We start from the raw sequence: 14,619 nt of genomic DNA, 5'->3' as shown, positions 1-14,619 counted from the left end.
TTATCTTACTAAGTCTATGAGTTTGTCATAAGAATCCACAACATCATATTTCACCGATGCTGTCGCAATAGTATCGAAGAATTCAGTGGCACACCTAATTTTGGCCTGTTCGATTTCACGAAGCTCAAGCGATGACATACTGCCCTTAGTCTCTGCCACGAAGTAGACATGCTTGACATCATTCTCGTTGAAAGCGATGGCCCAGTCGGGATTGTAATTCCCCACTGGGGTCGGGATGAAGAAGCTTTTCGGCAGTTTGGCGTAGACCACCACCTCCTTGCCTGTGTCGAGCTCTTCGACGAAGTCTCTCTCGATCTTGGAGTCGGTCACTACGTAGTCATAGACGTGGCGTTTGGCCTTGTAGGCTCGATCCAAGTGGTTCTCCGGCTTCTCGATGGTGAATATTTCTCGACTGTGTTGCTCATTGATAGGGTCGTAGGTGATATGTGCCACGACCATACTGGCTTTTTGCTCGTTGATCAGCCTGGCTGCCTGGGCCATGAAATCCTCGGGGTTCATCTGGTACTGCTTGAAGGTCTTCGGCTGCACCTTGGAGAGAATTGCCGCCACGGTACGTCGCGTCAGCTGCGTAGCCTCAGCCATGCGACCGATCAAGTCGTACTGGACTGCCGAGTGGAGCGAGCCTTCATGCTTGACCCGCTCGCTCTCGTTGATAGTGAAGGCCTGTCCACTGGTCATATCCTGATAACTGGCCTCGGTCTTCTGGGTGCCGCGCTCCACCTGGTATTCCAGCCGTTTCACGTTGAGCTTCAGGTCCAGGTAACCTACGCACTTCTCGATCAACTCATTAGAGTCAAAGCTGACCGAGTACGCCGCCTTGCGGTTGATTCGTTCCCAGAGTTCCTGAAATTCCTTCTTGTGGAAGTTGTCATTAAGCGGGTTCAGCTTGGTTTTCCGGCCGTCCTCGATGTGTGGCAGCTGGGCGTTACTGAAGACACTATCGACAAGTTGAAAGACCTGCTGTGCATGGAGCTGCAGCGCCTCCGGCAGCTCGGCCAGGGTGCCGTCCTCCTTGGCTTGGTTGTAGGTCTCGGTAATATGATCTGCGCTATCCGTGTAGTCGTGCTTAAGCAAGTAGCGGTAGATCTCCTTGGCCATGCCGGGCGTGACCTCTATCTCGCCCTCATCCGACACGAGCAACTTACCGGTGAAGTAGGCTTCGTCGGCGACCCGCGGTCGCTCGGAAAGATCGTTGCTGATGTCGCGCTGCAAGGCGGTGACGAAGTCCTTGTAACTTTCGCTTGCGACCACCGTCAGCTCGTTGATGTCGTGCACGGTCAGCGGGTCGTCCATGCGGTCTCCCAGCTGGTTGACCGCCAGGCGCAGACCGCGCCCCACCTCCTGACGCCGAGAGATGGTGTTGTCACTGTGCTTCAGCGTGCAGATGACGAACACGTTGGGGTTGTCCCAGCCTTCACGCAGTGCGGAGTGAGAGAAGATAAAACGCGTGGGCTCCTCAAAGGAAAGCAGGCGTTCCTTGTCTTTCAGAATCAGGTCGTAGGCATCGACATCGTCCGTCTCGGTAGAACGCGCCTTGGTCTTCGGGTCGACGAGGCGCTTGGACTTCTTGTCGATGGAGAAGTAGCCGTTGTGGGTGTCTGAGGCGTTGATGCCCTTCAGGTAGCGGTTATATTCGCTGTCCTCCAGAGTCAGCATCTGGTTAAGCTGCTGGTTGTACTCCTCCTCGAAGATCCGAGCGTACTCGCCCAGTACTTCGCCGTCTTCATCGTACTGACGATATTTGGCCACCTCATCGATGAAGAACAGCGTGAGTACCTTGACACCCTGGGAAAACAGCAGCTGTTCCTTTTTGAAGTGCGCTTTGACCGCTTCACGGATCTGGATCTGGCGCAGCGCCTTCTCAGTAACGTCGACGGTCACCTCCCCTGCGTTTAGCTCGACGCCATTGGTGAAACTGAGTTGATCCACCCGAGCGTCAATCTCCGAGACGACGAAGCCTTTGTATTGATCCAGCCCCTTCGAGAGGTCATGCAGGTTGTCACCCTTGCCCAGCTTGCGGCGCTTACGCTTCAGGCCGCTGACGGACTTTTCCTCGTACTCAACCCAGGCGACAGGAGGCTTGTTCTTAGCCGTCTCGATATTTTCGAGGTAAAGGTAGGCATCGGTGCCGGTGAGGCCCTTGGTGGTAACACCATGCACCGAGATCTTCTTTACCAGCTTCTGGTTGTAGGCGTCCAGGGCATCCAGGCGGTGGATCTTGTTATAGGTCGTCTTGTGGGTCGCCGAGTAGCGCACGATGAACAGGGGGTTGAATTCACTCAGCGAGCTGAGCGTCTTGCCGCCTTCCATCTTCTGGGGCTCATCGAGAAACAGGATCGGCCGATTGGCCTTGATCACGTCGATGGGGCGGCGCGACTGGAAGCCGTCCAGCTCATCGTAGATACGGCGGTTTTCGGCGCCACGGGAGTTGAAGGCCTGCACATTAATGACCATCACACTGATGCCGGCATCCGAAGAGAAGCTTTCCAGGTTGTGCAGCTGCTTCGAGTTGTAGATAAAGAAGCGCGCTTTCTCCCCATAGCTCTCCAAGAAGTGATCGGCGGTGATTTGCAGCGACTTGTAGACGCCCTCGCGGATGGCGATGCTGGGCACAACAACGATGAACTTGCTCCACCCATAGCGCCGCTTTAGCTCGAACATGCTCTTAAGGTAGACGTAGGTCTTTCCGGTGCCGGTCTCCATCTCTACGTCGAAGTTGTAGGGGCAACCGGTCTTGTCATCTTTCTTCAAGCTATCAGAAATCGGGAGGTTCTGGCGGCGCTGAATGGTCTTGATGTTATTCAGCAACTCAAGCTCCGAAAGCTCCAACGCGGCGTTCTTGAAGCCGGTGTCGTCGGAATCTGGCGCGGCATACATGTCGCGCTGCAGCGGCTGCGCCAGGAGCGCAGTCTGCCCCGGATCCATACGGTAGCGGATACCGCTACTAAAGGGCTGGCCAGCAAAGCAGTCCGCAAGCGCCTCGACCGCTCGCGTCTGGTATTCCTGAGTCTTGAACTTGAGCTTCATGGCCTTCCTTTCTGCACCTGCATCGGAGCCAGCAGAAAGGGCTCACGATGCGTTAATTTTAAAATCAATAACTTAAATCGAATTACGTTCAGTCTCTTTCTGCAGAGCCGCCGTTTCTTTCTGCATCAGTCTTTGCCAGGCACTTTCACAGGCACGCAGATTCGCCTCGTTGGCCAGCGCTGAGAGGTACTTGCCGAGATCCGAGGTGGAGAAGCCCTTGCCACCCCGCTTGAACTCGACCACCTCGCTCTCCCAGCGCTCGATAAGGGAGTGCAGCAACTGCTTAAGCGCCTGCTCGTCCATGCTCATGGACTTAGATCACCTTGACGTCGGTATTGGGCGACTTCTGGGCGAAGATCTGCTCGACGTTGATCTTGACGCTGTCACTGGCAAAGCCGGCATCGCGGAACACCACGCGCAGCGGCTCGTATTCGGCGAGCTGCTTGACGAAGGCCTCGTCGATATCCAAATCGAAGCAGGCGGCCAGAGCCATATGCTTCTCAGCCCCATCAACTAAGAAGACGGTTTTTCCATCAATCTCCTGGCGAGAGATCGGAAATGACAGGTCAACGCCCCAGTCCAGCAAGACCTGGAAGAGCAGGTCCTCTGAACTCCGGCCCTCGCGGATATTGTCGATATTTTCCGACAGCAGGTCCTGGCTGAGAGCATCTGGAGAATAGTGAATGTCGCGCATGTTTGATGAATCAACCTTAAACACTCTGAAGCCGACATCTCGGCTCCACTGGGATTCGCAACCATTTTCAATGATTTTCTTACCAGCGCGACGTATACGTTCTTTAGAAATATCAGCGATATTCTGGTAACCAGCCTTCCACGCATTCGAACTCTCATCTGCAGGCTCTGGCAGCTGTATGGCAATGAACTTTCTACTCCCGCCATCAGCGGCATTTAACTTCATAGTAGCGTGTGCAGTGGTCGCAGACCCAGCAAAAAAGTCGAGAACAATTGAGTCAGATTCAGTCGCAAGATGCAGAACCCGCTCTAACAACCTGACTGGTTTAGGCGTCTCAAAAACTGCCGCTTCCGGGAAGAGCTTATTAACCTCTTTTTTCCCTTCTTGATTGTGGCCAACTTCACTATATTTCCAAATTGTTTGGCAAGCCGTCCCCTGCTTAATTTCCGAGAGAAATCTTTTTATTGCAGGAACATTATTCCCATTAGCTCCGAACCAGATTCGGTCATCCTCAATCATCTTCTCCATAACTTCTTTCGTATATACCCAGCAGCGACCATTCGGCAAGGCATGCTTCTTACCATTAGGAGCCGTTATTTCATAGAATTGACTTTTCGTTCCATGGCCAGCTTGAGCGGTTGCATTTTCAGGCTTCCACACACCGCGAGGGTCATTGTCAGGATTTCGGTATCGAGCGTTCATGGCTTCTGTACGCTCCAATAAATTAGGATACCAATTTAATTTATCCTTAGCATAAACCAGAAGAAAATCGTGCGACTCTGAAAACCATTTTACTGCATTCTGAGGGCTATATCGTTTTTCCCAGACAATTGTATTTACAAAGTTTTGACTGCCAAAAACCTCATCACACATGCGCTTGAGGTTCGACTGCTCATTGTCATCAATGCTAATGAAAACCACTCCGTCATCTTGAAGCAAATTTCTAGCAAGATGGAGCCTGGCATACATCATGGTGAGCCAATCCGAATGAAAACGGCCATTGCTAGTAGAGTTGGCTACTAGCCGCTTTCCTATATCATCCATTTGATTTGAACGCTTCAAGTAACCTTCTGGATCTTCAGAAAAATCATCATCGTAAACAAAATCACTCCCAGTATTATACGGTGGATCAATATAGATCAGCTTCACTTTACCCAAATAATTCTCTTGTAGAAGCTTGAGCGCTTCAAGATTATCCCCCTCGATGAAAATATTTTTAGTCGTATCAAAGTCCACACTCTCTTCCCGGCAAGGGCGCAGTGTCTTGGCTATCGGAGCATTGGCTGCAAGGAGAGCTTCCCGCTTGCCGGGCCAGTTGAGGTGATAGCGCTCCTGAGGCCCATCAACGATATGATCGGAAAGCTCCTGACGTAGCTGGTCGAAGTCGATGGCTTGTTTCACCCGCCCCTGCTCATCCCGCGCTTCGGTGACGCAGCTGGGGAACAGCTCGGCCAGCTTGGCGATGTTGGCCTCGGTCAGGTTGGGGGAGTGCATCTTCAGCTTGTCCATCATGTCGCGTGTCTCCGGACCTCTGCGGTCGTGATCAGGTGTCATAGTCGGCAATTTTCTCACGGATCGAGCGTAGCTCGGCGTTGATCTCGACCTTGCGGTTGAACTGTTTCGTGTTGCGTAGGCGCTTCTCGAACTTGTCGGCATCCTTCTTGAGAGCTTCCAGGGCCCTCAAGCGCTCCAGCTGATCCGGCAAGGCTTCGCCCTGACGCGACGGGGCTGGAAGCAGGCTGCGCAGCAGCTGCTGGTAGAGCTGCTTCAAGTCGATGGCCGTGGGCAGCGACTGCCGGGGCGGCTCGGCTGGCAGCCAGTCGCTGCTGGCGTAATGGTCATCCAGCACCCATTTGCTGGGGTCGGCCTGGCTAGGCCGCTTGTAGGCGGCGGTGACTCGAATGCCGCGGGTGCCGTGTAGCTCAAACAGGATCGGGAAGGGAATGGCGCGATCGATGGCCCGCAGCACATCTCGATGCAGGTCTTCGCCCTTGAGCGTGATCACGAAGACCTGCAACTCGGGCACGTCGTCAGTGCCAGGCAGGTTGATCGTGTTATGGGCCAGCTTGGCATGCCAGGTGATCTGGGCGACGTCGTCTCGCAGTCGCTCCCTGAGCTTAGCGGTGGCCCGCACATGCGCCAGGATGCGCTGCTTGGCTACCACACGGCTGAGCAGCGTCTTGGAGGGGTACTGGTACAGCGGTGCCGTCATGCTTCTTTCTCGCTTTCTCCGCTGGCCGCATGACGCTCCGTACCCATGTCTGTGGCTGAGTCTGCCTCACGAATGACGATAAAGGTAATCAGCTCGAAGTCGTCGAGCCCTTCAATGGTATCGACCAGCGCCGTCGTCTCGCCACCGCTGAACAGGCTGTCGATATCCTTGTCCTCCTTCACCTCGATCATCGAGCGGATGGCCTGATCCAGTAGCGCCGAATAGTCGTGCATCTCACGGCCGTCTTGAGTTTCCTCGTTGAAGGCACGATAGACCGCTTCGACGGGGGCGCTCAGCCCCTTGCAGGCAGTGCGTGCCAGGTCGAGCAGGCGCTTGACCTCGGTGTAGTCGCTGATCACCTCGCCGGTGTGGCTGATGTAGACCAGGTAGAAGGGATGCAAACGGTTCTGCTGCTGCAGGCCACTACCTTGGTCACCTACCCGCTGATTGAGGTTACGCAACGTGAAGATGACCCCAGGCTGCAGCCCCTTCTCCGGACGGGCCGGCACGACGGTATGTAGCCCGTTGGGAATACGGCCCAGGTCACCGTTCTCCTTCATGTATCCCAGCAGGTCCATGCGGAACTCGTTCAGCCCGAGGTCAGTGATCGACACGCCGGACTTGAGGTCTTCCATCTCCACTACTTCATCCTGCAGCCGTCGCAGCTGCTCTCGACGATAGGCGACATCGTTGGACTGGGCGTTGAGCACGTTATCGTCGCCGGTGGCGGTGACGTCGGCAATCACCATGCGGTTCTCGACGCGCTCCTTGAGATTGATGTACTCGTCCAGGCTGATGTCTGGCCAGTAGTTGACCAGCTGGATGCTGGTGTTGGGAGAGCCGATACGGTCGATGCGCCCAAAGCGCTGGATGATGCGCACCGGGTTCCAGTGGATGTCGTAGTTGATCAGGTAGTCGCAATCCTGCAGGTTCTGGCCCTCCGAGATGCAGTCGGTCCCGATCAGAATATTAAGCTCGCGGGGCTCGTTGGGGTACACCATGGCCTTGCTCTTGGCTTGCGGGGCGAACAGCGTCAACAGGCCTTGGAAGTCATAGTGCTGGCGGCTGTTGGGCATGGCGCCAATGGTGGATTTTGGGGCGTCACTGCCGGTCACGAGTCCTGTGTGCACGCCCTGGCTCTCGAGCAAGATCGGCGCCAGGTTATCGTAGAGGTACTTGGCAGTATCCGCGAAAGCGGTGAAGATCATCACCTTTCGGTTGCCGGGGTTGATTGGAGAGGCCAGTTTGCTGGCAACCTGCGTCTTGAGGTGCTGCAGCTTGGCATCGTCGGGCGGAGTGACCTTGGCCATTTCCTCAAGCAGAAGCTCGATCCACACCAGATCATTGTTCAGATCATGCTCCCAGGACGGCAGGTCCATGTCCTCCAGGCTAATCTGGATCTTCTTGCCCACCGTGGTATCGCTCGGCATCGGGATGCTATCGTCGTCGGGGTCGGCATCTTCGAAGGATGTAGTGATATCCGCGAGGCTCTCTGAGCAGCCAGTCTGTTTAAAGGCCGCAATCTTATCCAGGATGGCCTGGTAGCTACCCTGCAGCCCTTCCAAGGTCAGGCGAAATGCCGCCACCGAGCTCTCCAGGCGCTTGAGCAGGTTGGTCGTCATCAGGGCCTGCAGGCTCTTCTCCCGGTCTACCTGCTTGAAGCTGCCGCCCCCACTGGACACTTCGGTGTCGTACATTTCCTCGTACTTCTTGAGGCGGCTGGGCAGGATGTAGCTGATCGGGGCGTAGACGGAGAGCTTGAGCTGGGAGAGCTGCTGGAAGATCTCGTTGAAACCGATCACATCGGTTCGGTGAGTGAGCGGACAGTGAAACGAGAGCGGCTTGCGGCGCTCCGGGAAGCTGCCGATATCACTGGTGTCGTAGAAGGTTTCGATATGCCGACGTGAACGGGCGATGGTGACGCTATCTAGCAGCTCGAAGAAATCGAAATCCAGTGCTTGCAGGATGGCGCTCGTGGTGCGCTTCTCCGGCGGGAAGGCTGACCACTCGTTGAAGGTGGCTTGGGCGCGCCGAAAGATGCTTTCGATATCCTTGGCGCCGCTAAGATGGCGTGTCAAGTTCTCGGCTTCGCCCTCATAGGCTAACGCCAGCTGATTCTTCAGATCGGTGAAGCGATTGTTGACCGGCGTTGCCGAGAGCATCAGGACCTTGGTCTTAACACCCGCCCGGATCACCTGACTCATCAACTTCTGGTAGCGCGTCTCGCGATCCTTATAGACGTCGTTGTTGCGGAAGTTGTGCGACTCGTCGATCACCACCAAGTCGTAGTTGCCCCAGTTCACGCGATCCAGCGGTATGCCTAAGGACTCCCCACGGGTGCGCTGCAGGTCAGTATGGCAGAGTACGTCGTAATTCAGACGATCCTGGGCCAGTACGTTGGTGGTCAGGTTACGGTTGTAGGTCAGCCAGTTATCGGCGAGCTTCTTGGGGCAAAGCACCAATACGGAGCGGTTGCGCAGCTCGTAGTACTTGATGACCGCCAAAGCGGTGAAGGTCTTCCCGAGCCCCACGCTGTCGGCGAGGATGCAGCCATTGTAGGTCTCCAGCTTGTTGATGATGCCGGTGGCCGCGTCGCGCTGGAAATTGAATAGCTTTTGCCAGACGACGCTATCCTGGTAGCCGGTACGGTCGTTGGGCAGCACGTCCTCGCTGATGTCTTCCAGGAACTCGTGGAAGATGTGGTACAGCATCAGAAAGTAGATCCGCTCCGGTGGGTTCTCTCGGTAAACCGAAGCGATATGCTCGCGCAGCCGTTCGGTGACGTCCTCGAGCTTCTCACCGTCCTGCCACAGCTGATCAAAGAGAGCCATGAACCTAGAGGTGTGATCCGGCTCGCTGAAGCGGGTGACGAAGTTGGAGACCGCGTTGCCTTGCTGGTAACCCAGATCTACCGCCGTGAAGCCTTGCAGAGGCATATAAACAGTGTCACCGGCTGAGGCCGCAACACCGGCGAAGGGCTGCATGGCAACCTGACCACGGTTGGAACGGAAGCGGGCCTTGCGCCGCATCCAGTCGGCGCACTCGCGGGCGATGGCTCGCTGGGTCAGCTTGTTCTTGAGCTGGATCTCGAACTCGCTGCCGTGGACGCTGATCTCGCGCTCCGCCTTGGGGATGTGGAACTCGCGGTGCTCCTTGCGTAACTTGTCGCTGGCCTGGTCTGGGATGAAGGTGGGTGAGGTGAAAATGAACTCGACCGACTCAAGCGCCTCCAATTCATCCTTGAGCGCCTCGTAGGCGTAGATCGAGAAACAGGAGGCCGCGATCTTGAGCCGGGTACCGTGCCTCAGGGTATCTTTCAGGTCGTCGCCTAGCAGCCGGCTGACGTTGTCGATGATTTCCATTCACCTGCCCTTTAATAAAATCGGCAACCCATGACCACGGCTACCGCACGGAGCTTACCTCTGGGGCGAGCTCCGTCTCATGACCTTCGACCACGGCATCCTGCCCTAGCCTCATAGATAACGTATCTTCATATAGTAAATTTCAAGAAAGCTAATAATAGCGGATTCAAGCAGCTCCTGAGAACTCGTTGTCAGCTCCATGCAACACCTTGCGTCGCCTAATCATTACAGTGGATATCTATCCAGCTATTGAACATTGCCCTTCCTTCCTCTTCGATCCTCTACAGACCACAAGCAGAAAATTTCCACGCCATTGGCTAACACTTACGCACCCTGTCTGATTGGACTGATACCAAACTTCGTAAAATTCTCAGGCCTACGTAAGACATTGCCAACAAATCCCAAAAATCCACTTTCCCCAGCCCCATGGGAAATTTCCGCCCAAGCACAGAGAATTCCGGATTTTCAGGCCCAAAACATCGCTAACTTATTGTTTTATATAGAAACTGGTGATAAGGGAGGCTCCGAATCGCCCTACCTCGTCTCACAGCCAAAACTCATATTGCACTGCAGCAAAAACAGGCGTATCACTGTACTCAGGTTCCTTACCTGGAGAGCACAATGGCTAAACAACCTGCCTGGTCAGAGTTGGTCCCGACGACGCCGGCTGCGATGTTCGATGTCTGGAAGCTGGGCACGACGTCGGTGGAGATGTGGTCGACGGCCATGTCGACCATCATGTCGCGCACTCAGTTGTGGGGAACCCAGTCACCGCTGGACCCGAAGATGATCACCGAGAACCAGAAGATGGTGTCAGAGAAGATCGCGGCCAGCTGGGAGATGTGGTTCGTAATGCAGAAGGCGTGGATGAACGCGATGACGGGCGGCAAGGTGGCGCCGTGGTGGACAACGGGCACCCTCTTCATCAAGCCGTTGCACAAGCGTACGACGGCCAACTCGCGCCGACTGTCGTGAGAGGCGTTGCATGACTTGCAGATGCGGCGGATAGGCCGCGAGCTGAGATACGCTCAAATGCGCTCAGATGCCACAACGCAAGACGGGAGCCCAGGTGGCTCCCGTCTTGCGTTGTGGTATGGCGATGATTACAGGTCTTTACTCTGGGCTTTCTTTTCCTGCCCTTTCATCCCCTTTCCCCTTCATACCCTTTCCCCTGAGCTTTCTTACTCTGATCTGGTACGCGTCAGCGAATTATTGATCTGACTCAAGGGTTTCGTCTTCGGCGGTCAGGCAGGCTTGCCAGATGCGTTCGGCCACGCGCTGGTCGTGCTCGGCGTGGCGGAAAAGGCAGATGTCCAGCGGCGCGGTGTGGCTGTCATCGCTGATGATGACGAGACGCCCGCCGGCCAGCTCGTCGCGCACGGCGCGTTCCGGCACCCAGGCAATACCGCTGCCGGCGAGAGCGCCACGCTTGAGCACGTCAGACATCGAGCATTCGTAGCGGAAGTTGAGACGCGCGGCGAGGTTCTGGCGGCCAATGATCAGTGCGGTCAGTCGGCCGAGATAGCTGTCACTGGAGTAGCAGAGATAGGGCTGCGGCGTATCGCTGTCGAGAGTGTAAAGCGCCTGGCCTGCGTCATCGACGGCACTGACGGGCACCAGTCGCTCGGAGCCGAGCACGATGGAGGGATAGCGCACGATGTCGGTGAGCGTCGGGAGTAGCGGGCTGTTGTAGGCCAGCATCAGATCACAGTTGCCGCTGATCAGGGCATCGACACAGCCGGCGACGTGGTCGGGCACGATGCGTGCCTTGAGGTTGCCCAGTCGGTTTTGCAGCTGTTCATGCCAATCGACGAAGAAGCTGACCGCCAGCGTGTGCGAGGCGGAAATCGAGACGACTTCTTCTATCTTGGGCACGAAGCCGAGCGCTTCATCGCGGCCGACGCGCAAGACCGAGAGCGCATCCTGGGCGGTGCGTTGGAAGGATTCGCCTGCAGGGGTCAGGCCGACGGGGAACAGGCTGCGGTCGATCAGGGTGGCGCCGACCCAGTATTCCAGATTGCGAATACGACGGCTGAAGGCCGGTTGCGTCACGTTGCGCAGGGTGGCGGCGCGCGAGAAGTTACGCGTCACCGCCAGGGTGAGGAAGTCTTCCAGCCAGTTCATTTCCACGGCAAAGCACCTGAAGAGAGGCATGAATAAAGCAAAGGCACACAGCGAGACTGCGTGAGCGCAGTATATCGCGTCGCTGCATGTCTTTTCTTCAAGCTCTCTTCACTGGCTGACCCGATGGAGGCAGCGCTGATCAGGTCTCGGCTTGCGCCATTGCCACACAGCGCTGCGCGAGAATTTCTGCGGGATCGAGCAGCACCACCCGCTCACGCAGTGACGCATCGAGTTCGATCAACGGAAGCTCGGTACAGCCCAGGATGATCACTTCTGCGCCCCGTGCCAGCAGGTGGGAAATGGCAGCCTGTAGATGCTCGCTGCACTCCCCTGTCGTATGGCCCGCCTTCACGCCGTGATGCCCGTAGATCGCCTCCATCACCTGGGTCTGACAGCGCGCATCGGGCACCAGCGTTTCCCGCCCCGAGGCCTCGATGATGTCGTGGTACACCCGACTGGTCACGGTGCCGCTGGTCGCGAGCAGCCCGACCCGCGCCACCGGCGTCTCCATCGCCGCGATATGGTCAACCACCGCCGTCAGCATGTTGATGATCGGGATGCCGATATAGGGCTGGATACGCGCCACGAAGGCATGCGCGGTATTGCAGGGAATCGCGATGGCATTGGCGCCATCGGCCTCCAGCCGCTGACAGGTCGCGAGCATCGGAATGCTCGGGTCTTCGCCCTTGCCGATCAGATTGGCGGTGCGATCGGGAATCTGCGGATTCTGCTCCACCACCATCTTGAGATGGTCCTGATCGCGCTCGGCACGCGTCAGGCTGACCACCTTGCGCATGAAGTCCACCGTGGCCGCCGGCCCCACCCCACCGAGCACGCCAAGCTTGAAGTTGCGATTCTCGCGCTCGCGGTCCACGCCCAGTGCGTATTCGGCGTAGATGAGGTTGGAGTCGAGCAAGGGCACCGGCACCAACGGCTGCAGCGACTCCATCAGCACCGGAATCTCGCTCAGGCCCGGCACGATGATCTCCGCGCCCTGACTGACCAGGTCATCACAGGCCTCGAGCAACAGTTGCAGACACTCGCCACAATGATGGCCGCTCTTGATGCCGCTTGGCCCATAGATGGCCTGCATCAGGGCATCACGCTGCAGCGTGGCATCGGGGTAGATCACCTCGAGTCCGCCAGCTGTCGCGAGGCCGTCACCTGCCATGCAGTTACCATCTTGCGTGGCGTGCGTGACAACCGCCGTGGCCTCCGGCTCACCAAAGCGCTGCTCGAAGATGCCGGAGGCGCGCACGTAGCTTGAGGTCAGCACACCTATCTTGCGCACCTCGGGATAGTCGCGGCGGATGCGCGCCAGCAGCGCATCAAAGATATCGACGACGTTGAAGCTGATTTCCGGGGTGATCTCGGCCAGAAAGGTGTGGGAGAGAAAGCATGGCACCATCGCGTTCTCGACCTTGCCCTGCATGTCCTTGAGCACGTTGTAGACGTAGAACTTGCGCCGCAGCGGGTCGTAGGCCTCCGCCGCGATTCCCGGCCCATCATCGAAGTGGCGTTGCTCGAAGGCGATATCCACCCCGCCCGGCGGCTTGCAGTACTGCGCCGCGCGCACCGTCTTGAGCAGGACATCCGCGCTGCCGATCGCCCCCAGGCCACCCACGACGCCGTAGCGAACGACAGAGGGGCTGGCTTTTGGTGAAGGTGCGTTGGGGCGTTCCATGACGATGTTCTCCTGATGTCTTTGCCACGCTTATCACGCGGATGCCGACAAGCTGATGATGACGCGGTTGGTGTTCAGACAGGAGCTCTCAACTGAGCTCTGAGCGCATGACGTGGGGCGTATTGAAGACTTCCTCGTCCAGCTCGCCTTCGCTCTTGGCGACCAGGCAGCTGACGGCGCAATCACCCGCCACGTTCAGACCGGTACGTGCCATGTCGAGCACACGATCGATGCCGGCGATGATGGCGACGCCTTCCAGCGGCAGGCCGACGGAGGTCAGTACCAGCGAGAGCATGATCAAGCCGGCACCCGGCACACCGGCGGTACCGATGGAGCCCAGCGTCGCGGTCATGATGATGGTGACGTATTCGGTCATGCCCAGATCAACGCCATAGGCCTGGGCGATGAACAACGCGCAGACGCCCTGATACAGCGCGGTGCCATCCATGTTGATGGTCGCGCCCAGCGGCAGCACGAAGCTCGAGACACTCCGCTTGACGCCCAGATTCTGCTCGGCGGCCATCATGGTCACCGGCAAGGTGCCGGAACTGGAGGTGCTGGTGAAGGCGAGCATGATCGGCTCGACACTGCCCTGGAAATAGCGCAGCGGGTTCAAGCGCGCCATAAAGCGCAACATGCCGCCATAGACCACGATGGCATGCACGAAGCAGCCCAGATAGACGATGCCGATCACCTTGGCCAGCGGCGCAAGCATTGCCAGGCCATAGGTGCCGGCCACCCAGGTCATCAGGGCGAAGACACCGTAAGGCGTGAAGGCGATGATGATGCTGGTCATGCGATAGATGATTTCCGCCGCGGATTCAAAGAATACGCGCACCGGACGGGCTTTCTCCCCCACCAGCGTGATGGAGAGACCAAACAGGATCGCGAAGACGATGATCTGCAGCACGTTGCCTTCGGCGAAGGCCTCGACGGCATTGGTCGGCACCAGTCCGAGCAGCGTATCGACGGCAGTCGGCGCTTCACGTACCTCGACATCGGCCGCGCTGCCCAGGTCGATTCCGACGCCCGGCTGGAAGACGGTGGCCAGACCCAGGCCGATGGTGATGGCGACCGCCGTCATGCCCAGATACAGCACCAGCGTCTTGACGCTCAGACGGCCGATCTTGGAGAGGTTGTCGAGCGAGGCCACGCCAGTGACCAGCGAGATGAACACCAGCGGCACGATCAGCATCTTGATGCCGCGGATGAACAGATCACCCAGCGGTTTGATATCGGCGGCGATATCGGCACGCCCGGTCTGATTGAGCACGATGCCCAACCCCAGACCCACGACCAGTGCGATGAAGATCTGCTTCCACAGCGCCAGTCGTGTCCAGGGAGACAGAAAGCGCGCAATGGGCCCGGGAGAGCGAGGCATGGGGGCGGAGGAAGAACCTGAATCAGCCATGAGTGTTTCCTTCTTGTCATTATTCTTGGCTGCGCGTGGAAGCAGCGCAGAGTGCAGACTGATGGTGATACAGGCCCCTATCCC

The 14,619-nt window shown here is 57.3% G+C and carries 9 protein-coding genes; 1 reads left to right on the top strand and 8 read right to left on the bottom strand.

The genetic code is table 11. From position 1 onward, the window contains the following. The 5 genes from F8A90_RS06420 to F8A90_RS06400 all read right to left on the bottom strand — a co-directional run bounded on the left by F8A90_RS06420 (position 1) and on the right by F8A90_RS06400 (position 9,316). Complete coding sequence (locus tag F8A90_RS06420) at positions 1 to 3,048, bottom strand: type III restriction-modification system endonuclease (RefSeq protein WP_200019430.1); 3,048 nt, start codon at positions 3,046 to 3,048, stop codon at positions 1 to 3. Between the two features lie 72 nt (positions 3,049 to 3,120). Continuing rightward, positions 3,121 to 3,357 (bottom strand): hypothetical protein, encoded by a 237-nt coding sequence (locus tag F8A90_RS06415; RefSeq protein ID WP_200019429.1) that lies wholly within the window; start codon positions 3,355 to 3,357, stop codon positions 3,121 to 3,123. Between the two features lie 4 nt (positions 3,358 to 3,361). After that, complete coding sequence (locus F8A90_RS06410) at positions 3,362 to 5,254, bottom strand: site-specific DNA-methyltransferase (RefSeq protein WP_233593470.1); 1,893 nt, start codon at positions 5,252 to 5,254, stop codon at positions 3,362 to 3,364. A gap of 31 nt (positions 5,255 to 5,285) precedes the next feature. Continuing rightward, a complete protein-coding gene (locus F8A90_RS06405) occupies positions 5,286 to 5,954 on the bottom strand; it encodes a DUF4391 domain-containing protein (protein ID WP_200019428.1) in 669 nt (222 codons plus the stop codon). Then, positions 5,951 to 9,316 (bottom strand): helicase-related protein, encoded by a 3,366-nt coding sequence (locus tag F8A90_RS06400; protein ID WP_233593469.1) that lies wholly within the window; start codon positions 9,314 to 9,316, stop codon positions 5,951 to 5,953. The genes F8A90_RS06405 and F8A90_RS06400 overlap by 4 nt, the downstream gene beginning before the upstream one ends. A gap of 621 nt (positions 9,317 to 9,937) precedes the next feature. On the opposite strand from F8A90_RS06400, the gene F8A90_RS06395 reads away from it, so the two are divergent. Then, on the top strand, positions 9,938 to 10,291 hold the full coding sequence (locus F8A90_RS06395) for a hypothetical protein (protein ID WP_043335079.1): 354 nt from the start codon (positions 9,938 to 9,940) through the stop codon (positions 10,289 to 10,291). Positions 10,292 to 10,525: 234 nt separating this feature from the next. Here F8A90_RS06395 and F8A90_RS06390 read toward each other — a convergent pair whose 3' ends face one another. The 3 genes from F8A90_RS06390 to F8A90_RS06380 all read right to left on the bottom strand — a co-directional run bounded on the left by F8A90_RS06390 (position 10,526) and on the right by F8A90_RS06380 (position 14,535). Continuing rightward, positions 10,526 to 11,440, bottom strand: coding sequence for a LysR substrate-binding domain-containing protein (locus tag F8A90_RS06390; RefSeq protein WP_233593638.1), 915 nt, complete (start codon positions 11,438 to 11,440; stop codon positions 10,526 to 10,528). Between the two features lie 139 nt (positions 11,441 to 11,579). Further along, a complete protein-coding gene (locus tag F8A90_RS06385) occupies positions 11,580 to 13,124 on the bottom strand; it encodes an amino acid racemase (protein ID WP_200019426.1) in 1,545 nt (514 codons plus the stop codon). An 88-nt stretch (positions 13,125 to 13,212) separates the two neighbouring features. After that, on the bottom strand, positions 13,213 to 14,535 hold the full coding sequence (locus F8A90_RS06380) for a dicarboxylate/amino acid:cation symporter (protein ID WP_233593468.1): 1,323 nt from the start codon (positions 14,533 to 14,535) through the stop codon (positions 13,213 to 13,215). Positions 14,536 to 14,619: the final 84 nt, after the last annotated feature.

It is taken from the genome of Cobetia sp. cqz5-12 (assembly GCF_016495405.1).
Lineage (GTDB): Bacteria > Pseudomonadota > Gammaproteobacteria > Pseudomonadales > Halomonadaceae > Cobetia.
This window is presented reverse-complemented; position numbering and strand designations above follow the sequence as displayed.